19 protein-coding genes are annotated in these 21,532 nt (G+C 61.2%); 9 read left to right on the top strand and 10 right to left on the bottom strand.

Annotated features, from left to right (window positions below; all coding sequences use genetic code 11):
• Positions 1 to 27: 27 nt before the first annotated feature.
• The gene (gene ettA / locus LCM4573_RS00495; protein ID WP_071003912.1) at positions 28 to 1,677 is read right to left on the bottom strand and encodes an energy-dependent translational throttle protein EttA; all 1,650 of its coding nucleotides are present in this window, start codon (positions 1,675 to 1,677) and stop codon (positions 28 to 30) included.
• 90 nt (positions 1,678 to 1,767) lie between these two features.
• Between ettA and LCM4573_RS00500 the strand changes: the two genes are divergently transcribed.
• The 4 genes from LCM4573_RS00500 (at position 1,768) to LCM4573_RS00515 (ending at position 6,651) form a co-directional block, all read left to right on the top strand.
• Positions 1,768 to 2,727: an alpha/beta hydrolase gene (locus tag LCM4573_RS00500; RefSeq protein WP_071003913.1), complete on the top strand. Its 960-nt coding sequence runs from the start codon at positions 1,768 to 1,770 to the stop codon at positions 2,725 to 2,727.
• A 99-nt stretch (positions 2,728 to 2,826) separates the two neighbouring features.
• Complete coding sequence (locus LCM4573_RS00505; protein ID WP_071003914.1) at positions 2,827 to 3,792, top strand: DMT family transporter; 966 nt, start codon at positions 2,827 to 2,829, stop codon at positions 3,790 to 3,792.
• Between the two features lie 7 nt (positions 3,793 to 3,799).
• Positions 3,800 to 5,005: a CaiB/BaiF CoA-transferase family protein gene (locus LCM4573_RS00510; protein WP_071003915.1), complete on the top strand. Its 1,206-nt coding sequence runs from the start codon at positions 3,800 to 3,802 to the stop codon at positions 5,003 to 5,005.
• On the top strand, positions 5,002 to 6,651 hold the full coding sequence (locus tag LCM4573_RS00515) for a thiamine pyrophosphate-binding protein (protein ID WP_071003916.1): 1,650 nt from the start codon (positions 5,002 to 5,004) through the stop codon (positions 6,649 to 6,651). The genes LCM4573_RS00510 and LCM4573_RS00515 overlap by 4 nt, the downstream gene beginning before the upstream one ends.
• A gap of 163 nt (positions 6,652 to 6,814) precedes the next feature.
• Here LCM4573_RS00515 and LCM4573_RS00520 read toward each other — a convergent pair whose 3' ends face one another.
• From LCM4573_RS00520 to LCM4573_RS00530, 3 genes are all read right to left on the bottom strand, one after another.
• Positions 6,815 to 7,156: a RidA family protein gene (locus LCM4573_RS00520; RefSeq protein ID WP_071003917.1), complete on the bottom strand. Its 342-nt coding sequence runs from the start codon at positions 7,154 to 7,156 to the stop codon at positions 6,815 to 6,817.
• Positions 7,157 to 7,222: 66 nt separating this feature from the next.
• On the bottom strand, positions 7,223 to 7,561 hold the full coding sequence (locus tag LCM4573_RS00525; RefSeq protein ID WP_071005055.1) for a TIGR01244 family sulfur transferase: 339 nt from the start codon (positions 7,559 to 7,561) through the stop codon (positions 7,223 to 7,225).
• 82 nt (positions 7,562 to 7,643) lie between these two features.
• A complete protein-coding gene (locus LCM4573_RS00530) occupies positions 7,644 to 8,483 on the bottom strand; it encodes a DUF4432 family protein (RefSeq protein WP_071003918.1) in 840 nt (279 codons plus the stop codon).
• A gap of 196 nt (positions 8,484 to 8,679) precedes the next feature.
• On the opposite strand from LCM4573_RS00530, the gene LCM4573_RS00535 reads away from it, so the two are divergent.
• Complete coding sequence (locus LCM4573_RS00535) at positions 8,680 to 10,050, top strand: L,D-transpeptidase (RefSeq protein WP_071003919.1); 1,371 nt, start codon at positions 8,680 to 8,682, stop codon at positions 10,048 to 10,050.
• A gap of 60 nt (positions 10,051 to 10,110) precedes the next feature.
• Here LCM4573_RS00535 and LCM4573_RS00540 read toward each other — a convergent pair whose 3' ends face one another.
• The 6 genes from LCM4573_RS00540 to LCM4573_RS00565 form a co-directional block, all read right to left on the bottom strand.
• A complete protein-coding gene (locus tag LCM4573_RS00540) occupies positions 10,111 to 10,827 on the bottom strand; it encodes a ParA family protein (RefSeq protein WP_071003920.1) in 717 nt (238 codons plus the stop codon).
• Between the two features lie 206 nt (positions 10,828 to 11,033).
• Positions 11,034 to 12,179 (bottom strand): iron-containing alcohol dehydrogenase, encoded by a 1,146-nt coding sequence (locus tag LCM4573_RS00545; RefSeq protein WP_071003921.1) that lies wholly within the window; start codon positions 12,177 to 12,179, stop codon positions 11,034 to 11,036.
• On the bottom strand, positions 12,176 to 13,561 hold the full coding sequence (locus LCM4573_RS00550; RefSeq protein ID WP_071005056.1) for an aldehyde dehydrogenase family protein: 1,386 nt from the start codon (positions 13,559 to 13,561) through the stop codon (positions 12,176 to 12,178). The genes LCM4573_RS00545 and LCM4573_RS00550 overlap by 4 nt, the downstream gene beginning before the upstream one ends.
• Before the next feature lie 36 nt (positions 13,562 to 13,597).
• Positions 13,598 to 14,968 (bottom strand): glutamine synthetase family protein, encoded by a 1,371-nt coding sequence (locus LCM4573_RS00555; protein ID WP_071003922.1) that lies wholly within the window; start codon positions 14,966 to 14,968, stop codon positions 13,598 to 13,600.
• 69 nt (positions 14,969 to 15,037) lie between these two features.
• Positions 15,038 to 16,537 carry an amino acid permease gene (locus tag LCM4573_RS00560; protein ID WP_071003923.1) on the bottom strand — a complete coding sequence of 500 codons (1,500 nt, stop codon included), beginning with the start codon at positions 16,535 to 16,537 and terminating at the stop codon, positions 15,038 to 15,040.
• 136 nt (positions 16,538 to 16,673) lie between these two features.
• A complete protein-coding gene (locus tag LCM4573_RS00565; protein ID WP_071003924.1) occupies positions 16,674 to 17,444 on the bottom strand; it encodes an N-formylglutamate amidohydrolase in 771 nt (256 codons plus the stop codon).
• A 169-nt stretch (positions 17,445 to 17,613) separates the two neighbouring features.
• On the opposite strand from LCM4573_RS00565, the gene LCM4573_RS00570 reads away from it, so the two are divergent.
• The 4 genes from LCM4573_RS00570 to LCM4573_RS00585 all read left to right on the top strand — a co-directional run bounded on the left by LCM4573_RS00570 (position 17,614) and on the right by LCM4573_RS00585 (position 21,519).
• Positions 17,614 to 18,504, top strand: coding sequence for a MurR/RpiR family transcriptional regulator (locus LCM4573_RS00570; RefSeq protein ID WP_071003925.1), 891 nt, complete (start codon positions 17,614 to 17,616; stop codon positions 18,502 to 18,504).
• A 132-nt stretch (positions 18,505 to 18,636) separates the two neighbouring features.
• Positions 18,637 to 19,743, top strand: a complete 1,107-nt coding sequence (locus LCM4573_RS00575; RefSeq protein ID WP_071003926.1) for an ABC transporter substrate-binding protein — start codon at positions 18,637 to 18,639, stop codon at positions 19,741 to 19,743.
• A 112-nt stretch (positions 19,744 to 19,855) separates the two neighbouring features.
• Positions 19,856 to 20,731 (top strand): ABC transporter permease subunit, encoded by an 876-nt coding sequence (locus tag LCM4573_RS00580; RefSeq protein WP_071003927.1) that lies wholly within the window; start codon positions 19,856 to 19,858, stop codon positions 20,729 to 20,731.
• Positions 20,728 to 21,519: an ABC transporter permease gene (locus tag LCM4573_RS00585; RefSeq protein WP_071003928.1), complete on the top strand. Its 792-nt coding sequence runs from the start codon at positions 20,728 to 20,730 to the stop codon at positions 21,517 to 21,519. The genes LCM4573_RS00580 and LCM4573_RS00585 overlap by 4 nt, the downstream gene beginning before the upstream one ends.
• The last annotated feature ends 13 nt before the right edge of the window (positions 21,520 to 21,532 follow it).

Raw genomic sequence — 21,532 nt, forward strand, 5'->3', positions numbered from 1 at the left:
TCAGGAAGCCAAGGGCATGACCCGAGCTTACCGCGTCAGCCTCTTGTAGGTAACGCGCTTGGGATTGACCGATTCCGGCCCCAGGCGGCGCACCTTGTCGTTCTCATAGTCCTCGAAGTTGCCTTCGAACCATTCGACGTGGCTGTCGCCCTCGAAGGCCAGGATATGCGTCGCGAGACGATCGAGGAACATGCGATCATGGCTGATGATGACCGCGCAGCCGGCGAAGCTTTCCAGCGCCTCTTCGAGGGCGCCAAGCGTTTCGGTATCAAGGTCGTTGGTCGGCTCGTCGAGCAGGATGACGTTGCCGCCGGATTTCAGCATCTTCGCGAGATGAACGCGATTGCGCTGGCCGCCGGAGAGATTGCCGACCTTCTGCTGCTGGTCGCCGCCCTTGAAATTGAAGGCACCGCAATAGGCGCGCGAGTTCATCTCGAACTTGCCGAGCTTGAGGATGTCGTTGCCGCCGGAGATTTCCTCCCAGACGGTCTTGTTGCCGTCCAGATGGTCGCGGCTCTGGTCCACATAGCCGAGATCGACGGTCTCGCCGATGCGAATATCCCCGGAATCCGGTTTTTCCTGTCCGGTGATGAGTTTGAACAGCGTCGACTTGCCGGCGCCGTTCGGGCCGATGACGCCGACGATGCCGCCGGGCGGCAGCTTGAAGGAGAGATTTTCGAAGAGGACCTTATCGCCATAGGACTTGGAGAGGTTCTCCGCCTCGATGACCACCTGACCGAGGCGTTCGCCGACCGGAATGATGATCTGCGCTTCGCCGGGACGGCGGTTCTCGGCTGCCGCAACCAGTTCGTCATAGGCGCGGATACGGGCCTTCGACTTTGCCTGGCGGGCCTTCGGCGAGGATGCGATCCACTCCTGTTCACGGGCGAGCGCCTTCTGGCGGGCACCCTCTTCGCGCTCTTCCTGCGCCATGCGCTTCGCCTTGGCCTGCAGGTAGGCGGAATAGTTGCCTTCGTACGGAATACCGCGGCCACGGTCGAGCTCGAGGATCCAGCCTGTGACGTTGTCGAGGAAGTAGCGGTCGTGGGTAACCATCAGGATGGCGCCCGGATATTCGCGTAGGTGCTTTTCAAGCCAGGCGATGGTCTCGGCGTCCAGGTGGTTGGTCGGTTCATCGAGGAGCAGCAGATCGGGCTGACGCAGCAGGAGCTGGCAGAGCGCGACGCGGCGCTTTTCACCACCGGAGAGATTTTCGACGGAGGCGTCGCCCGGCGGGCAGCGCAGCGCATCCATCGCCATCTCGACCTGGCTTTCCAGGTCCCACAGGTTCTGGCTGTCGATGATATCCTGGAGCTTGGCGCCCTCTTCCGCCGTCTCGTCGGAATAGTTCATCATCAGCTCGTTGTAACGGTCGAGGATCGCCTTCTTGTCGGCCACCCCTTCCATGACGTTTTCCATCACGGTCTTGGACGGGTCGAGCTTCGGCTCCTGCGGCAGATAGCCGAGGGTGGCGCCTTCCGCCAGCCAGGCTTCGCCGGTGAATTCCTTGTCGAGTCCGGCCATGATCTTGAGGACGGTCGACTTACCGGCACCGTTCGGGCCGAGAATGCCGATCTTGGCATCCGGATAGAAAGAAAGGTGGATGTTTTCCAAAACCTTCTTGTTGCCGTAGGACTTGTTGAGCCCGGCCATGTGATAGATGAACTGACGTGCCATGAAGAACGCTCCGCGAGGGGGATTTTTCGGTTTGCCGCTATGTAGGCGAAGAAAGCCGCAGGGGCAATGCGTCAGCTGGGGAGGAATAGGATGTTCGAGGAAACGAAATGGTTCGCCAGCCCGACTGGCGCAAACCTCGCCTATCATTATCAGCCGGCAGCGGCACCCGCACGCGGGATCATCGTCGTCAGCCATGGGCTGGCCGAGCATTCCAAACGCTACCGCGACTTTGCCGAGGCGATGGCCGCCAATGGCTTCCAGGTTTACGTCCATGATCACCGCGGCCACGGCGAGACGATTGCTCCCGATGCTCCGATCGGCCGTTTCGCACGGCGAGACGGCGCGCGCTACGTGCTCGATGATGTGAAGGCAATGCGCGATATGGCTGTGGCGGCGCATCCTGGCCTGCCAGTGCTTCTCTTCGGCCATTCCATGGGCGGGCTCATCGCGCTCAATGCGGCGATCGAATATCCAAGGGATTTCGATGCAGTCGCGGTCTGGAACTCCAACTTCAATCCAGGTCTTGCGGGCCGGGCAGCCCAGGCGATCCTGCTGACCGAAAGAGCACTGAAGGGTTCGGACGTGCCGAGCGGCCTGCTTCCCAAACTCACCTTCGCCGCCTGGGGGAAGTCCATCCCCGGCCATCGCACGCCGTTCGATTGGCTGAGCCATGATCCGGAGATCGTCGATACCTATATTGCCGATCCGCTCTGCGGCTTCGATGCCAGCGTCTCTCTCTGGCTCGACCTCTTCGAACTCACTTTCCGCGCTCCCAAACTCGCTCACCGTCTGCCGAAGGATCTCCCGATCCATCTGGTCGGCGGGACGGAGGACCCGGCCACCGATTACGGCCGGGCGGTCCTCTGGCTTTCCGGGCGTTTGAGGGCGACGGGCTTGACGGGCGTCACCGCCAGGATCTGGCCCGCTACCCGCCACGAGACCCTGAACACCAGCGTCCGGCAAGAGGCCATAGCCGAGCTGGCAGCCTGGGCGAAGGATGTCTTGCCCGCTTCGGCATCGGCGGATGAAGCCTTCGGAATGAGTTCATGACATTTATTCAAGTGCTTCCGGCCGAACTCCCGGCTATAGAACTTCCAGGCGATCGGCAGGAGGAGCGGCCGACGAGCCTTCGCGCGAAAGTGGAGCAGCATGACTTCGCCAGCCGGCAATCCTGCCAATATTTCCGTCCCTACGACCGGGATCGCCAACGGCCTCGGACTGATGGTGCTGGCGATGCTTATAGCACCGCTGATCGACACTTTCGCCAAGCTGGCGACGGCTAGCACATCGCCGACGGTTATCACCACTGCCCGCTTTTTCTTTCAGGCGATCTTCATGCTGCCGCTGGTGCTGTGGAACGGCTCCTGGCGCAATCTATCATGGCGAATGAGCGGATTCCATGCGATCCGCGCCGCGCTCATTACGCTTTCCATGGTCTGCTTCGTTGCGACGCTTGCCGTCATGGAAGTGGCCGATGCGGTCGCGATCTTCTTCGTCGAACCGATCATTCTCACCGTGCTTTCCAGCATCTTCCTGAAGGAAACGATCGGGTGGCGCCGCTATACCGCCTGCGTCGTCGGCTTCATCGGCGCGATGATCGTCATCCKCCCGAGCTTCGAGGAGATCGGCTACGTCGCTCTCCTGCCCATCGTCACCGCTTTTTGCGTGGCCATCTTCGCCTTGATGACCAGAGCGCTTGCCCATCGGGAGGACCCGTGGTCCATGCAGTTCCAGATGGCGCTCTGGGGCCTGCCGATCTGCGGATTATTGCTGGCGCTCGGCCACACAACCGGAACCGAGGTGCTGAAGCCCTCCCTACCAGACTTGCTGACCTGGGGCTTTCTTGCCGGCGTCGGCCTCACGGCCGCGATTTCCGGCATCTTGGCGGTCTATGCATATCGGGCCGCACCTGCCTCCGTGCTCGCGCCGCTGCAATATCTGGAGATCGTCTCGGCCACCCTGTTCGGCTGGCTGGTTTTCGGCGACTTCCCCGATGCCGTGAAGTGGCTCGGCATCGCAATTATCATCGGCTCCGGCCTCTACATCATCTGGCGGGAGCGGCGCGTTGCATCCAAGCCGGTGACCCGTTCCAGCGAAACATCCGTGAACCCATAAAGCCGACATGATCGATACACATCAGAAGAAACCGCCCCTTTCCGGAATTCGCGTCATCGAGCTTGCCCGCGTGCTGGCCGGCCCCTGGGCGGGGCAGATTCTGGCCGATATGGGCGCCGATGTCATCAAGGTGGAACATCCCGAGGGCGGCGACGATACCCGCACATGGGGGCCACCCTTCGTGGAAGGCAAGGATGGCGAGAACCTTTCCGCCGCCTACTATCACGCCACCAACCGAGGCAAGCGCTCCATCGCAGTCGATCTCAAAACGGACGAAGGCCAGGAGACGGTCCGCCGCCTTGTGGCCAGCGCCGACGTGCTGATCGAGAACTTCAAGTTGGGTGGGCTCGTCAAATACGGACTCGATTACGAAAGCCTCCGGAAGATCAATCCGAAACTCGTCTATTGCTCGATCACCGGCTTCGGCCAGAACGGCCCCTATGCCAATCTCGCGGGCTACGACTATATCGTGCAGGGCATGTCGGGCTTCATGTCGATCACCGGCGAGCCGGAGGGCCAGCCGATGAAGGCGGGCGTCGCGATCGCCGACATCTTTACCGGCATCTATGCCGTCACCGCCATCCAGGGCGCATTGATCCATGCGATGAGAACAGGGGAAGGCCAGATGGTCGATATGGCGCTCCTCGATGTCCAGGCCGCGGTGCTCGCCAACCAGAACATGAACTATCTGGTCTCCGGAAAGCCTCCGACGCGGCTTGGAAATGCCCATCCCAACATCTCGCCCTATGAAGTGGTCCCCGCGGAAGACGGGCACCTGATCCTCGCGGTGGGCAACGACGGCCAGTTCCGCCGCCTCTGCCGCACCCTCGGCATGGAGGCGATGGCGGATGACGAACGCTTCGCCACCAACAAGGCCCGTGTCGCCAATCGCGAGGAAGTCCGCCGGCGGGTGACCGCCGAAACTGCGAAGTGGAAGAAGGCCGCCCTTCTTGCCGCCTGCGGGGAGAATGCCGTGCCGGCCGGGCCAATCAACTCTATCGAGGAAATGTTCGAAGACCCGCAGGTGAAGGCACGCGGATTGCGCGTCGATCTGGAAGCCGCGGATGGCACGGTTATTCCAGGCGTCCGCAGCCCGATCGTTCTGTCGGAAACGCCGTTGCACTATAGCCGCCCGAGCCCCAAGCTCGGGGAACACACGGCCGAGGTGCTGGCCGAACTCGCCCAACTGGAAAACAAGGGGAAACAGGCATGAAGACCGGAGGCCAACTCATCGTCGAAACGCTGAAGGCGAACGGGGTCAAGCGCGTCTCCTGCGTGCCGGGAGAAAGCTATCTGGCCGTGCTCGACGCGCTTTACGACAGCGGCATCGACGTGCTGGTCTGCCGCCAGGAAGGCGGCGCGGCGATGATGGCCGATAGCTGGGGCCGCCTCACTGGCGAGCCGGGCATCTGCATGGTAACCCGTGGCCCCGGCGCCACCAATGCTTCCGCCGGCCTGCATGTCGCAAGGCAGGATTCCATCCCGATGATCCTCTTCATCGGCCAGGTCGGCCGCGACATGAAGGAGCGCGAGGCCTTCCAAGAGGTCGAGTACCGCCGCGCCTTCACCGAGTTCGCAAAATGGGTGGGCGAGATCGACGACGCCCGCCGCATCCCGGAATTCGTCACCCGCGCCTTTGCCGTGGCGACTTCGGGCCGTCCAGGTCCGGTCGTTCTGACGCTTCCCGAAGACATGCTGACGGATGAGGTCGAAGCCCCCGAGGCACGGTCCTATGCTCCCGTTGAGAGCCATCCCGGCAAGAGCCAGATCGCGGCTTTCGAGGCGATGCTGAAAGAAGCACAGCGCCCGATGTTCATCCTCGGCGGCACGCGCTGGAACGAGCGGGCGGTCGCTGATTTCCAGGCTTTCGCCAGCCGCTTCAAGGTTCCGGTCGGCTGCTCCTTCCGCCGCCAGATGCTGTTCGACCACCTGCATCCCTCCTATGCGGGTGACGTCGGCATCGGCATCAATCCGGCACTGGCCAAGGAGATCAAGGAGAGCGATCTGCTCGTCCTCATCGGCAGCCGCATGTCGGAAATGCCCTCCTCCAGCTATTCGCTGATCGATATCCCCTATCCGAAGCAGAAGCTCATCCACGTCTTCCCCGACCCGGAAGAACTCGGCCGCCTCTACCGCCCGGACCTCGCGATCTGCGCCGCTCCCGCCGAATTCGTTGAGGCGATCAAGGACCTGGAACCGCCGGCCCTCCCCCTCTGGGCCGAACGCAAGTCCGCCATGCACGACGCCTATCTCAAGTGGTCGACGCCCCCCGAGACCGGTCCCGGCGCCGTGCATATGGGGCCGATCATGCGATGGATCGAAGAGAACGTGCCGGACGACGCGATCTTCACCAATGGCGCCGGCAACTATGCCACCTGGCTGCACCGCTTCCACCGCTTTCGGAAATACAACACCCAGTCGGCGCCCACATCCGGCTCGATGGGCTACGGCCTGCCGGCGGCGGTCGCCGCCAAGCAGCTTTTCCCCGAGCGAGAAGTCGTCTGCTTTGCCGGCGACGGCTGCTTCATGATGCACGGCCAGGAATTCATCACCGCCGTTCGCTATGGCCTGCCGATCATCACAGTGCTCGTTAACAACGGCATCTACGGCACGATCCGCATGCATCAGGAGCGGGAATATCCAGGCCGTGTCAGCGCGACCGACCTCGTCAATCCGGATTTCGTTGCCTATGCGCAGGCTTTCGGCGGCCATGGCGAACTGGTGGAAAAGACGGAGGATTTCGGTCCGGCCTATCTCAGGGCTCGCGCCAGCGGAAAGCCGGCGATCATCGAGGTCAGGCTTGACCCGGAAGCCATTACGCCGGCACGCACTCTGACGCAGATCAGGGAAAGGAGCTGAGCGGCAGGCCCTCTGCCCCTCCGTCATGCTCGGCCTTGTGCTGAGCATCCGTCCACGTCAAACGTGATTATATCCTCGGGACAAGCCCGAGGATGACGCCACCAAACAACGATACAACAAAAAAGCCGGCCCAAAGGCCGGCTTTTCGATTTCGCCCTGCGGGTCAGACCGCCGCGGTGACGATGAATTCGACCTTGTATTTCGGCGCAGCGAGCTTGGCTTCGCTGGTGGCGCGGGCCGGTGGGTTGGCCGGGTCGATCCACGCTTCCCAAACGGCGTTCATCTCGCCGAAATAGGCCATATCCGAGATGTAGATGATAGTCTGCAGGATCTTGGACTTGTCGGAGCCGACGGCGGCAAGCAGGCGCTCCACTTCGGCCAGTGCCGACTTGCACTGATCGGTGACGCTTTCGCCTTCGCCGACCTGTCCAGCCAGATAGACGGTGTTGCCGTGGACGACGGCACCGCTCATGCGGGCGCCCGGCTCGATGCGCTTGATGCTCATGGATATGCTCCTGAATTTATGAGCTGCGGGAAAGCCCCGCGCCAAGGCACGAGGCATGAGAAGATATCAGCCGCGGATGTGTTGGCTCTTTTCGTAGATGGCCGTGGAGCGCGCGCCGGAGCGGCAGAAGCCCAACATTGGACGCGGGAATTCGTCGAGCGCATCGACCATTGCGTTGACGCTCTCTGCTTCCACGCCCATGCGGCCGACCGGGATGTGCCGGATATCGAGACCGAGTTCCTTCGCGCGCGCCTCGATCTCGGCATAGTGCGGCTGGCCGGGCTCCTCGTCGTCCGGACGATGGCAGACGATCGATTGGAATCCCATCGCCTTGATCTGATCCAGGTCCTCGACCGTGATCTGCCCGGTAACGGAATACTCGTCGTTGATCTGGCGGATGTCCATGGCAATGCCCTCCGGCTTTTCGATGAGGTCCAACCCATTACGATGACGCCGCCGGGGCGTCAATCGCGCTCTTGGACAAGCGTCAGACGAAGCAGAAACGCAGAGCGTAATCGATGCTGCGGCCCGGCTTGAGCTGATGGAGTTCCCCCTTTTCGGCGAGCTCGTATCGGCTCACCCAGCGATGCGAGACCGGCTCGATCCCGAGCACATGCGCCGGCGCCTGCTGATTGCGCCAGATCTGCAGATGCGGCAGCGTGTCGGTGCGGAACTTGACCTTTAGGGTCAATCCGCCGATAGCCGCGATCGGACCGAGCGCGACTTGCGCCCACTGTTCGCCGGCCTCCTTTGCCGGCACGCAGAAGACGCCGCCGGGGTCCTCGCCGAAGTTCCAGGGAAAACCTCCGCCTCCCAGCATCCTACCTGTCAGTTTCACATGGTCGTCGAACAGCCAGGCGCCGATGTTCATATGGTACATGTGAACCGGCGCGAATGCCTTTGTGCCCGTATTCGTCAGCTTGTCGGCAAGGGAGACCTCGCCCGTCGCCCCGTCGATTCGCCAGTGACGCTCGAGGAGCGCCGTCCCGCCGTTCGCCATCGTGACCGGCACCCGCGCCCGGCATTCCGCGCCCTCTTCCTGTGCGTCCCAGAACACGATTTCGGCCGGATGCGAGGAGAACGATCCATGCAGCGGATATTTCTTTCCGTCCGCGTGTTTCTCGATCGGCTCGGGGTGGCGGATATGGTCAGGCCCGCAGGTGAAGAGGAATCCTTCAAGCGAATGATCGATTCGCGGATCGCCGTCGTCGGGGATGGCCCGGCCGGGTGCAAGATCGACCCCGCCTATCCAGCATGAACCGATATCGAGAACCGACCCCGGGTCCAACATCAGCTTCGGTCCGGCCGCCGCGGAAAACGCCTTCATGTTCGCTCCAATTTGGTCGTTACGCATAGGTGTTTACGCATTAGATGGAGGATTTTAAGGATCTATTCACGGCGAATTCATTTTTTCCACACTACTGTCAAAATTACTTTGTCTGTGGCTGGAACTGCACGGATACGGAACCAATCCTATCCTTCAGGTTTTGTGGCTGAAAGCATTTTAAGGAACCGGTGTCATCGTGAAGCGCTTCTATCTTGCAGGCCTCGCTCTCGCCCTTGGGGCGGCGCTTCAAAGCACGTCCCCGGCCGAGGCGCAGGTTCGTTACTACGACCGGTACCCGTCCGATGCGGTTCTCGTCGCACCGGATGGCGCCATCCTCGACTATATACCGGAAGAGGGCGAGGTAACCATCCGCCGTGATCGCAGGGGTCGCCGGGTCCTGGTGGATGCCTACGGCAACGTGGTGGCGACCGAAATGCGCCGGGAGGGTTACCGTCCGCGCGGCGTCGACGAATACCCTCCGGCTCCCGGAGGGTACCGCGAGTATGGTGACGGTTACCGTGACTATCGCGAATACCAGCCGGGCGACCCGGACGTTGTGACCGGCTCCGTTCCGCGCTATGATTCTGTCACGCGCATGCCGCTGGAAGAACCGCCCCCTCCGGGTGTCGGCGCCCCGAACGAAGACCTGGCTTCGATCGAACCCGAGCAGCAGCGCCGCGAAGCGCTGGAGGCCGAGCGGCCGATCATACCGGTGAAGAAGAAGCCGCAAGCGGAGATCGCCGCGCTGCAGGTATTCCTCGACCGTGAAGGCATCTCGCCGGGCGTCATCGACGGCCATCTTGGCGGCAACGTCAACAAGGCGATCGCCGCCTGGCAGGAAATGACCGGCGAAACGCTCGATCCGAACAATTCCGAAGACATCATGCGCCGCCTTTCCTATTCGGGCGGCCTGCCGATCGTCGACTATACCATCACGGCGGCGGATGCGGCCGGTCCCTATGTGGCATCGATCCCGGATGACTATGCGCACAAGGCTCAGTTGCCGGCCATGTCGTTTACCTCGACGAGTGAAAAGCTCGCCGAGCAGTTCCACATGGACGAGAGCTATCTGAAGGCGCTCAACCCCGGCGTCGATTTCTCCATTCCCGGCACGATCATCAAGGTCATCAATCCGGGCCAGGCGAAAAGCGGTCAGGTCACGCGCATCGTGGCCGACAAGAGCAAGGAACAGGTCTTCGCCTACGGAGCGGATGGCAAGCTGATCGCCGCCTATCCGGCAACCATCGGCTCGACGGACACCCCCTCCCCGACCGGTACGCATACGGTGCAGCGCATCGCGCTCGATCCCGGCTATACCTATAACCCGAAGATCAACTTCAAGCAGGGCAATAACGACAAGATTCTGCAGATCCCCCCTGGCCCCAACGGCCCGGTCGGCACCGTCTGGATCGCCTTGTCGAAACCCACCTACGGTATCCATGGTACGCCGGAACCCTCCAAGATCGGCAAGACCAACAGTCACGGCTGCGTGCGGCTGACAAACTGGGATGCCACCGAGCTTGCCAAGATGGTGAAGCCAGGGACCACGGTCGAATTCGTCGAGTAATTTCGCAAGAATCCAAAAAGGCGCCGATCGGCGCCTTCTTCTTTTCTGCCGACGGACGCCTCAGGCGGCGTCGCGCTTCAAGTTCATTAGTCGGGATGCCGCAGAACGAGCCGTTCTGACGGGCATCAGGCGCAAAACCTCCCTTGCAAAGGCATCGGCATTTTCCCGCGCCCTATCGAGATTGCTGACCCTGCTCGCATCAAGCGTCCGAAGACTGCCGCCGGTCTCGAAGAGTTCCCTGAAGGCGACACGCTCGCCGATCGGAGTGTTGAGCACGTTGACGCCGCGTGCTGCGAGCAGGCCCTTGATGGTGAGAAGCGCCCTCGTCGTCACCATGGAGGTGACACGCGTGAGCACCACCGAATGGGGAATGGAAAGGTTCGCCTTCTCCTTCAGGAAAGACAAAAGATCGAGGATCTGCGCCGCTCCCTTGGCGTCCATGGCCGACCCCTGAACCGGTATCATCACGTGATCGGAAAGGCTGATCGCCGTGGTGACCAACGCGTCGCGCGCGCCCGCCAGATCGATGATGAAATAGTCGGTCGTTGCAGCCATCTCGCGGAGATGACACTGCAGCGAGGGAATGGTCACCTCCGATATGACCTCGATATTGCGCACGCGGCCGGAGGTCTCGTACCACTGGCTGATCCACTGCTGCGGATCGCCATCTATGACGGTGACGCGAAAGCCCTGATGGGCGAGCTCGGTGGCCAGCAGGAGCGCTGCGGTCGTTTTACCGGCACCTCCCTTGGCATTGGCGAAGGATATTACGGGCATTTTCTTTCCTTGAAGGAAGTACGAGCAGCATCGCTCGAAGAGACACCCATCGCATGGTGCCGATAGCCCATATCCTTTCCAAACATGGTTAATGATTTATTAATTTAACCAAAAGGAAAGTTACTTCGCAAATGTCCATCCCCTGAAAAACAAGGGCGGCGCGCCGGACTGGCCGTCGCACCGCCTTGCCCCGCAACGCTTTCAGCTCAGAAGCAATCCAGGAAAAGCTGTCTCGTATTTTCCTTGGTCATCGGCACCGGATTGCCGCCGCAACTCGGGTCCTCGATCGCCATGGCGGTCAGCTCATCGATTCGATCCGGCTTGATGCCCATGGCCGTCAGGTTCTCGGGAACGCCAAGTTCCGAGCGCAGCGAAAGCACGTAGTCATAGAAGCCGTCGAAKCCACCGGATATGCCGAGATAGGCGGCGGCACGCGCGATCTTCTCCTCGATTGCCGGGCGATTGAAGCGGAGYACCGGCGGCATCACGACCGCGTTGGTCATGCCGTGATGGGTATTGTAGACCGCGCCGATCGGATGGGAGAGGGAATGGATCGCCCCCAAACCCTTTTGGAATGCGACTGCGCCCATGGCCGCAGCCGACATCATATTGGTGCGGGCTTCGAGATCCGCGCCGTCCTTGAAGGCGCGGGGCAGGAATTCCTTGACCAGCCGCATGCCTTCGAGCGCGATGCCGCCCGACATCGGATGATAGAAGGGCGAAGAATACGCTTCCAGGCAATGGGCAAATGCATCCATGCCCGTACCGGCGGTGATCGCCTTCGGCATGCCCATGGTGAGCTCCGGATCGCAGATCACCACACCCGGCAGCATTTTTGGATGAAAGATGATCTTCTTCACATGGGTTTCCGAATTGGTGAGCACCCCTGCCCGGCCGACCTCCGAACCCGTGCCGGCGGTCGTGGGCACCGCAATGATGGGCGCGATCTTCGAGGCGTCTGCGCGTGTCCACCAGTCGCCGATATCCTCGAAATCCCAGACGCGACGCGTCTGGCCCACCATGAAGGCGATCAGCTTGCCGAGATCGAGACCAGAGCCGCCGCCGAAAGCCACGACACCGTCATGGCCGCCATCCTTGTATGCCTTGATGCCGGCTTCGAGATTCTTCTCATTGGGGTTGGGATCGACCTCGGAAAAGATAGCCCGTCCGAGCCCTGCCTCATCAAGGATATCCAGCGCATGGCCGGTGATCACCATGGCGGCAAGTCCCCGGTCGGTGACAAGCAAGGGATTCTTCAGTCCCAATGTCTTGCAGGCGTCCGCCAATTCTTTGATCCGCCCGCGGCCCAGCTTGACGGCGGTGGGATAGCTCCAGTTCGCGACGATATTCATTGAGCTGCTTTCTTCAAATGATAGGATTTCGGGCGGGTCAGATTGTGGAAGCCGAGCACGGAAAGCGAACCACCTCGGCCGGTTTCCTTGACGCCCGTCCAGACGAGCGCCGGATCGAGATAATCGGCGCGGTTCATGAAGACCGTGCCGGTTTCGAGTTCGCGGCCGATCTTCGCCGCGCGTTCGGCATCCTTGGTCCAGAGCGAGACGGTCAATCCGTACTGGCTGTCGTTCATGAGCCCGATCGCCTCGTCATCCGTCTTCACCTTCATGATACCGACCGCGGGCCCGAAGGTTTCTTCGCGCATGAACGGCATGGAATGATCGACATCGACGAGGATCTGCGGCGCGAGGTAAGCTCCGCCGTCATCGGCCGGGAAGAGCTTCGGATCGATGAGCCCCTTGGCGCCTTTGGAAACGGCATCGGCGAGCTGCTCGCGCACCACCTTGGCGAACCGCTTGTTGGCCATCGGCCCGAGTGTCGTTTCTTTTTCCAGCGGATTACCGAGCTTGTAGTTCGAAACCCAGGCGACCGACTTCTCGACGAAATCGTCATAGAGCGTTTCGTGCACATAGATGCGCTCGATGCCGCAGCAGCACTGGCCGGAATTGTAGGTCGCACCGTCCATCAACACGTCGACGGCCGCCTCCAGATCAGCATCCTCCATCACATAGCCCGGATCCTTGCCGCCGAGCTCCAGTCCGATGCCGGTGAAGGTGCCCGCGGCAGCCCTTTCGATCGACCGGCCGCCTTCGACCGAACCGGTAAAATTGATGAAATTGAAGAGGCCCTGCGAGATGAGCTTCGCGGTCGTCTCGTGATCAAGGAAAACGTTCTGGAACACGTCTTCCGGGATACCCGCCTCCACGAAGGCGCGCACCAGGCGTTCTCCGACGAGCAGCGTCTGTGCCGCATGTTTCAGGATAACAGTATTGCCCGCCATCAGCGCCGGTGCGACCGTATTGATGGCCGTCATGTAGGGGTAGTTCCACGGCGCGATGACGAAAACGACGCCATGCGGCTCGCGCTCGATGCGGCGCTCGAAACTCGCGCTGTCCTCGATGCGGATCGGCGCCAATGCCTCCGCAGCGATCGAAGCCACATAGTTGGAACGCTCGTTGAAACCCTTGAACTCGCCGCCGTAACGCACCGGACGTCCCATCATCCAGGCGAGTTCCGGCACCACCTCGTCGGCCATTTCGTTCAATCGTGCGACACCTTTCAGAACAAGCTGTACCCRCTCTTCGAGCGGCCGCTTCGCCCAGGCCTTCTGTGCCTTCCTCGCACGCTGAACGGTCTCGGTCGCCGCCTCCAGCGACATCGCCGGACGCTCGGCATAGACCGAGCCGTCGACCGGCGAGATGCATTGGATCATCGTCATGATCGAAATTCCCATTCTTTCGTTGGATATGGGCGGTTACGCCCGTTCGAACCCGCGCGCCACTTCCCAGTCGGTGATGCGGCGGTCGTATTCCTCCTGCTCCCAATTGGCTGCGCGCACGTAGTGGTCGATGACGTCGTCCCCGAAAGCTTCCCGCAGCAGCTCGGACTTGTCCATCAGTTCGGTGGCATGGCGCAGCGTGCGCGGAATTTCGCGGACACCCTTGCCGCCATAGGCATCGCCCACGAAGGYGGGCTCCAGCTCCATCTTCTTCTTGATGCCGTCGATCCCCGCCGCGATCAACGCCGCCATGGCGAGATAGGGATTGAGATCGGAACCGCCGACGCRGCACTCGACGCGGATGCCCTTAGTGCCCTCGCCGCAGAGCCGGTAACCCGCCGTGCGGTTGTCCTTCGACCAGATCGCCTTGGTCGGCGCAAAGGTGCCGGCCATGAACCGCTTGTAGGAATTGATGTAGGGCGCCAGGAAATAGGTGATCTCGCTGGCATGGCTGAGAAGCCCTGCCATGTAGTGCTTCATCGTGGCCGACATGCCGTGCTCGCCTTCCTTGTCGAAGAAGAGCGGCGTGCTGCCATCCGCGCTCCAGAGCGACTGGTGGATATGGGAAGAGCTTCCGGCGGCGCTGTAATGCCATTTGGCGAGGAAGGTGATGGCCTTGCCCTTCGACCAGGCAATCTCCTTGCAGGCGTTCTTGATGATGACATGCCGGTCGGCCATGGTCAGCGCATCGGCGTAACGGACGTTGATTTCCTCCTGGCCGGCCGAAGCCTCGCCCTTGGAGTTCTCCACCGGTACGCCGGCGCCCTGCAATCCTTTGCGGATCGCCCGCATCACATCCTCTTCCTTGGTGGTCTGGAAGATGTGGTAATCCTCGTTATAGCCGCTTGCGAGCTTCAGGTCGCGATAGCCGCTCTCTCGCGCCTGGTCATAGCTCTGATCGAACAGGAAGAATTCCAGCTCTGTCGCCATGAAGGCGGCCATTCCCATGTCTTCCAGCCGCCTCACCTGCTTCTTGAGAATGGCGCGCGGGGAATGCGGCACCTCCTCATGGGTATGGTGGTCCAGCACGTCGCAGATGACCAGCGCGGTGCCTTCCAGCCAGGGGAGCCGCCGCAGCGTCGAGAGATCGGGCTTCATGGTGTAGTCGCCATAGCCCTGCTCCCAGCTCGTTGCCTTATAGCCGGAGATGGTTTCCATCTCCATGTCGGTCGCGAGCAGGTAGTTGCAGCTATGGGTCTCCTTGTAGGCGCTTTCGACGAAATATTCCGCCTGGAACCGCTTGCCCATGAGACGGCCCTGCATATCGACCTGAGCCGCGATCACGGTATCGATGCGGCCGCTGGCGACATCCTGCTTCAACTCGTCGAAAGTGTATGTGGCAGTCATGCCTGTGCATCCGTTCCTATAAAGATGACATAAGGGAAGACGCGGCCCGAAGGCCGCGTCCATTCGGCCTTAAACGAGCGAAGCCGCCTGCTTGTGCTCCATCGCGAACTCCTCCTCCGGGGAGAGGATGAGACGATGGCGCCCGACGACAGCAAAATAGGCGATCGCGATTGCAAACCAGATGGCAACCCAGAGAACCCCCTTCGAGAAGTTCGGATCCTGTACCTGGTAGATCAGGGTGACGACCGCTATGATGATCGTCAAGACGGCTCCCGGTATACCGAGCGGCGAACGGAAGGGCCGCTCGATGTTCGGCAGCTTCTTGCGCAGGATGATGAAGGATATTCCCTGCATGATGTAGGAGAACATCGCCCCAAACACCGCCATGTTGAGCAGCACGCTGCCGATGACGCTACCGCCCTGCTCCGCGCCGAGCGCGAACCAGATAGTCAGCATGACTGCCAAGCCGACCACGGACCCCGTGATCATCGCGACATAAGGCGTCTTGTAGGTCGAATGCGTCACGGAGAGTCCGGTCGGGAAATAACCTGCCCGTGAGAGCGAGTAGATCTGCCTGCCTTGCGCGTAGAGGATCGTGTGGAAGCTGGCGATAAGGCCCGTCAGCGCCACGAGGCCGAGAAGCACGACGCCGCTATCGCCGTAGATCGCCCGGAAGCCGTCCAGCAGCGGCTCAAGCGAAGAGCCGAGATGGAAGGAGCCCACGCCCGGCACAGCGGGGTTGAGGAGCACGATCATGAAGGCGGAAATCATCAGCGTGATGATGCCGAGGATGATGCCCTTCGGCATGTCGCGCTTGGGATCGACCGACTCCTCGGCGGCAAGCGGAAGCTGCTCAATGGCCAGGAACAGCCACACGGCGAATGGCAGCGTTGCGAGCACGCCGGAGAAGCCGAAGGGGAACCATTCTCCATTGCCCTCCGGCAGCTCCATCGCCGCGCCGTCCGGGCCGGCGCCGACATTCAGAGCCCAGCGCGAGAAATCCATGCTCGGAATGGCGCTGATCCAGAAGAACACCAGCACCGCCAGCGAAATCACCGTGATGACCAGCGTCACCTTGAAGGAAAGCTCCAGCCCGAAAACGTTGAGCCCCAGGAAGATCAGATAGAAGACGATCCATATCAGCGGCGAATAGGCGGGATCGAACCCGAAGATCGAGTTCACATAAGCGGTGATGAAGGTGACGATAACCGCCGGCGTCAGCACATATTCGACGTTCTCGCAAAGCCCGGTGATGAATCCTCCCCACGGTCCCATCGCCGTGCGGGCGAAGGAATAAGCCGCTCCCGTATGCGGCAGCGCCGGGCTCATCTCGGCGATCGAGAAGGTGAGCCCAAGGTACATGATGGCGATGATGATGCCGGCAACCAGCATGCCGCCCCAGCCGCCGGTCGCGAAACCGAAGTTCCAGCCGGAAAAGTGGCCCGAAATGACCGCTCCGACGCCAAGCGCCCAAAGCGACCAGACCCCCGCATAGCGCGAGAGGCCCCTCTTTTCGAAATAGGATGCATCAGCCTTCTTGTAGCTGACGCCTGCGGATGAACTTTCCATGCCCTTCTCTCCTAATCCAAGAAAACGGGCAGCCGGCGCCGAAGGCCGACCAAGCCCCTCGAAATCTCGCACGCCGCCCGCTTGTTTCTCGGTGTCGGTGCGCGTCGCAGCTTCCACTGCTCCCCGGGTCCTATGGTTAGACGTCTGCGAGGCTTTCCCGCAGCAGGCCTGTCAGAAAATCGGCCACGACCCCTTGGCCGGTTTCGTCTGCTATCAAATCGTTCCTTATTTCGATCATCACGTTCAGAAGCCCCGCCGGCAGGGCGTGAACCTCCAGCGTATGCGTAACTCCGTCTGCTGGCCCATAGGGCTCGTTGCGCGCGACGTGGTAGAGACGGGTATCCGCGGCCGCGGCGAGCATGCGATCGGCAAGCCGGCTGTCCTTCTCGTGCAAGATGCCGATCTCAACCTCGCGCAGCTTTCCGAAATAGACCGGAGTGAAACTATGGACGGTAACGAGCACCGTCGGTCGCCCCCTCGCCTGCCTTTCCGCAATCTCCTCGCGGATACGCCCATGGAACGGCAGGTAAAGCGAGGTGGTTCGCAGCGATCGTTCCGCCTCCGTCAGGTTCTCGTTGCCGGGAATGCGGAAGACCTCGCTGACATCGCGCATCGCCGCGGGAGATTCCGGCGGGCGGTTGCAATCGTAGATCAGGCGGGAAAAGCGCTGGTGGATCAGCACGGCGTCGAGACTGCGCGACATCAGCCGCGAAACGGCGAGCGCGCCGGGATCCCAGGCGATGTGGGAGGCAAGCGCCTCTTGCGAAAGCCCGAGATCGCCGTAGCGCTCCGGCAGCCGGCTGGAAGCATGCTCGCAAACCAGCAGCACCTCGCTGCGTCCGTCAGCGTTCTCCACGGCGACGGGATCACCGTCCGCCTTCGTGAAAAACTCCGACTGAACCAGCATGCTCGCCTCGGAATATGATTGAAAGTGTATTAACGAAGAGAATTCTTCATCTTCTAGCCACCGTCAATCGAAATCTGAAAAAATCTTTTCAGAGCCACCATTGACACACGTGCGGGAACGATTGTTAAATCTTTTTCAACCGGCGAAGACCGGGAAAGGGAACAGTTCCGTGCCAACCACAGCGCGTACCGTATCGGATGTCATCCGGGCTCGTTACGAAAGCCTCACACGCGCTGAACGGCAGCTTGCGGACCGGATTTTGGAGAACTACCCGGTGTCGGGCCTCGGCAGCATCACCACGATCGCGGAGAGTGCGGGCGTTTCCACGCCAACCGTCGCGCGCATGGTGCAGAAGCTCGGCTACAAGGGCTATCCGGAATTCCAGTCGCATCTGCATCAGGAACTCGAGGCGACGCTCTCGAACCCGATCGCCAAGCATGATCGCTGGGCGTCCAACGCACCGGGCACGCATATCCTCAACCGCTTCGCCGATGCCATCACCGGCAATCTGCGCGATACGCTTTCCGATCTCGACACCAGAACCTTCGAAGGCTCGGCCGCTCTTCTGGGCGATCGCAGCCGCAGTATCTATTTCGTCGGCGGCCGCATCACCGGAGCGCTTGCGGAATATTTCTTCACCCATATGCAAGTGATCCGTCCGAAGACGACGCTGATCTCCACCAATTCCAGTTCTTGGCCGCAGCATGTGCTGAACATGAATGCCGGCGATGTGCTCGTGATATTCGATATCCGCCGTTACGAGCAGGAGATGGCGACGCTCGCGGAAGCCGCAAGGGCCAACGGCGTCGTCATCATCTTGTTCACGGATGTCTGGTCGTCACCCGTGGCGAAGCACGCCGAACACATCTTCAAGATGCGGATCGAGGCGCCCTCCGCATGGGATTCCTCCGTCATAACCCTCTTCGTGGTGGAGGCCCTCATCGAGGCCGTACAAAGCTCCACATGGACGGAGACCCGGGAACGCATGAATTCGCTGGAGGGCCTGTTCGAGCGGACGCGATTGTTCCGCCGACCGGGCCGCCAGCCTCGCTTCGAATAAACGCATGCGCATGTAAATTCGGCAGCCAAATAGGGAACTTATGAGAAAATGCTCACCTACCTCGCTGTCACATCGCATTCATGAAACGGCTCTACGAGTGCGCCGAGACGCCCTGAACCCTAGGAGGATACCGTGCTCAAGAACAACCGACGCCTGCTGTCGCTGACGGCTGCAGCCCTCATCGCTTCCACCAGCCTTGCGGCTGCCGAACCGAGCGCCGAACTGATCGAAGCCGCCAAGAAGGAAGGCATGCTGACGACCATCGCCCTGCCCCATAGCTGGTGCGGCTACGGCGACGTCATTGCCGGCTTCAAGGCGAAATACCCGGAAATCAAGGTCAACGAGCTCAACCCCGATGCCGGCTCGGCTGACGAGGTCGAGGCCGTCAAGGCCAACAAGGACAATAAGGGTCCGCAGGCTCCCGACGTGGTCGATGTCGGCCTGTCATTCGGCCCGCAGATGAAGACAGAAGGCCTGCTGCAGCCGTACAAGGTCTCGACCTGGGACGAAATCCCGGACAACGTCAAGGATCCCGAAGGCTACTGGTATGGTGATTATTACGGCGTTCTCTCCTTCATCGTGAACAAGGACATGGTCGAGAACGTGCCCCAGGACTGGGCTGACCTTGTAAAGCCGGAATATGCCGGTCAAGTGGCTCTCGCGGGTGATCCGCGCGCCTCCAACCAGGCGATCCTCGCCGTCCTGGCCGCCGGTCTCTCCAAGGGCGCAGCGTCAGGTGAAGCCGCCGGCAAGGCTGGCCTGGATTACTTCGCCGAGCTGAACAAGGCAGGCAATTTCGTTCCCGTCATTGCCAAGGCCGGCACGATTGCCCAGGGCGCCACCCCGATCGCCGTTGCATGGGACTACAACGCACTGGCATGGCGTGACGAGTTGAAGGACAACCCGCCGGTCGAAGTCGTCGTTCCGAAGACGGGCGTTCTGGCGGGTGTTTACGTACAGGGCATCTCCGCCTATGCGCCGCACCCGAATGCCGCTAAGCTCTGGATGGAATATCTCTATTCTGACGAGGGCCAGAACCTCTGGCTGAAAGGCTACTGCCACCCGGCCCGCTTCAATGCCATGGCCAAGGCCGGCAAGATCCCGCAGGAGCTGGTGGATGCCCTGCCCCCGGCCGAAGCCTACGAAAAGGCCGTCTTCCCGACCGTCGACGAGCAGAACGCCAACAAGACGGCCGTAACCGGCGGCTGGGATAGCGTCGTGGGCGCCAACGTCCAGTAAGCGGCTCAACTCAGTTGTCCCGGCCCGATCGGGCCGGGCTTGCCATCTGAACATGGTGGCCGCACCTTTGCCAAAACATCACAAGAATCCACCGGGGAAAGACACAGCACATATGAACCAAGCCTCCCCCAGGCATAGGCCACGCCTGCCCCTCACCTGGCTGGGCCTCATGCCCTTCGTGATCTTCGTGCTGTTGTTCCTCGTGCTGCCGACCATGCACATCGTGATCGGTGCGTTCCAGACCCGCGACGGCGCGTTCACCCTGCAAAACATCATCGATCTCAACACCGGAACGATACCGTCGAGCTATTGGATTTCGGTCAAGGTTTCCTTTGCTTCGGCAGCCCTCGGCTGCCTGATCGGTTTCGGCATGGCCGCAGCCGTCGTTTTCGGCGCGGTACCTGGCTGGATCAAGTCGCCGCTGATGACCTTTTCCGGGGTTGCCTCTAATTTTGCCGGCGTGCCCCTCGCCTTCGCCTTCCTTGCGACATTCGGACCCGTCGGGCTCGTCACCCTGTTTCTGCGCCAGAACTTCGGAATCATTCTCCAGCGGGACTTAGGCTTCAATATCCTGAGCTTCTGGGGGTTGACGATCACCTATCTGTTCTTCCAGATTCCATTGATGATCCTCATCATCGCCCCGGCGCTCGAAGGCCTGCGGCGCGAATGGCGCGAGGCGGCCGAGGTGCTGGGAGCGACAACGCTGCAATACTGGCGCATGGTGGCGCTGCCGATCCTGTTTCCCGCGCTGCTCGGCACCTTCGCGCTCCTCTTCGCCAACGCCTTCGGCGCGGTTGCGACCGCCATTGCGCTGACGGGCTCGAGCCTGAACATCGTTCCCATCCAGCTCTATGCGCAAATTCGCGGAGACGTCCTGGGCAATCCACATCTGGGTTACGCCATGGCTTTCGGCATGATCGTGGTCACCGCCATCGCCAATATCATCTACATCTGGCTACGCATCCGTGCCGAAAGGTGGCTGAAATGAGCATCTGGGCACGTATTACCGGTTGGGTAGTCCTGATCTTCGGGTTGCTCTATTTCTTCGTTCCCCTAAGCGGGCTTTTCGAGTTTTCCCTGAAGGCCCGGCGCGGTGTTTATAGCCTGGACGCCTATGCCCGCGTCCTGGCCGATCCGCAATTCCAGGCGACCTTCACCTATTCGGTCGTCATGGCGCTGGCGACCATTGCGATCGGCATCCTGATCGTGGTTCCGACCGCCTTCTGGGTGCGCCTGAAAATGCCCTGGGCTCGGCCCTATGTCGAATTCCTGACCCTTCTGCCGCTCGTCATCCCGGCGATCGTCATCGTCTTCGGCTATATCCGCCTCTACAACACGTCGAGCTGGCTGCCGTTGACCGGATCGATCGCGGGCACCAATCTGCTTCTCGCCTTCGGATATACGGTGCTGGCGCTGCCTTACATGTATCGCGCCGTTGATACCGGCCTGCGCACGATAGATGTGGCGACTCTCACTGAAGCCGCGCAAAGCCTCGGCGCCGGCTGGACCACCATCCTGAGCCGGGTCATCCTCCCGAACGTCGTTCCGGCGGTGCTCTCGGGCGCCTTCCTGACCTTTGCGATCGTTATCGGAGAATTCACGCTCGCGGCCCTTCTGGATCGGCCCGCCTTCGGCCCGTATCTCCAGCGCATCGGCGCGAACAAGGCCTATGAGCCCTTCGCCCTCTCCGTGATCGCGTTCGCCATCACCTGGGGCTGCCTTGCGCTCATCCAGCTCGTCTCCCGTTTCAGCAAACTGGCGCCCGCCCGGACTTGAGGAATTTCATTGC

The sequence above is a fragment of the Rhizobium sp. LCM 4573 genome, from assembly GCF_001854865.1.
In the GTDB taxonomy this organism is placed as follows: domain Bacteria; phylum Pseudomonadota; class Alphaproteobacteria; order Rhizobiales; family Rhizobiaceae; genus Neorhizobium.

What these genes read in the sequence shown, in the direction of transcription:
- LCM4573_RS00500 (WP_071003913.1), top strand. Translation starts at nt 1,768, where the DNA reads ATGTTCGAGGAAACGAAATGGTTCGCCAGCCCGACTGGCGCAAACCTC.
- LCM4573_RS00515 (WP_071003916.1), top strand. Translation starts at nt 5,002, where the DNA reads ATGAAGACCGGAGGCCAACTCATCGTCGAAACGCTGAAGGCGAACGGG.
- LCM4573_RS00520 (WP_071003917.1), bottom strand. Translation starts at nt 7,156, where the DNA reads ATGAGCATCAAGCGCATCGAGCCGGGCGCCCGCATGAGCGGTGCCGTC.
- LCM4573_RS00585 (WP_071003928.1), top strand. Translation starts at nt 20,728, where the DNA reads ATGAGCATCTGGGCACGTATTACCGGTTGGGTAGTCCTGATCTTCGGG.
- ettA (WP_071003912.1), bottom strand. Translation starts at nt 1,677, where the DNA reads ATGGCACGTCAGTTCATCTATCACATGGCCGGGCTCAACAAGTCCTAC.
- LCM4573_RS00560 (WP_071003923.1), bottom strand. Translation starts at nt 16,537, where the DNA reads ATGGAAAGTTCATCCGCAGGCGTCAGCTACAAGAAGGCTGATGCATCC.
- LCM4573_RS00565 (WP_071003924.1), bottom strand. Translation starts at nt 17,444, where the DNA reads ATGCTGGTTCAGTCGGAGTTTTTCACGAAGGCGGACGGTGATCCCGTC.
- LCM4573_RS00530 (WP_071003918.1), bottom strand. Translation starts at nt 8,483, where the DNA reads ATGAAGGCGTTTTCCGCGGCGGCCGGACCGAAGCTGATGTTGGACCCG.
- LCM4573_RS00540 (WP_071003920.1), bottom strand. Translation starts at nt 10,827, where the DNA reads ATGCCCGTAATATCCTTCGCCAATGCCAAGGGAGGTGCCGGTAAAACG.
- LCM4573_RS00580 (WP_071003927.1), top strand. Translation starts at nt 19,856, where the DNA reads ATGAACCAAGCCTCCCCCAGGCATAGGCCACGCCTGCCCCTCACCTGG.
- LCM4573_RS00510 (WP_071003915.1), top strand. Translation starts at nt 3,800, where the DNA reads ATGATCGATACACATCAGAAGAAACCGCCCCTTTCCGGAATTCGCGTC.
- LCM4573_RS00525 (WP_071005055.1), bottom strand. Translation starts at nt 7,561, where the DNA reads ATGGACATCCGCCAGATCAACGACGAGTATTCCGTTACCGGGCAGATC.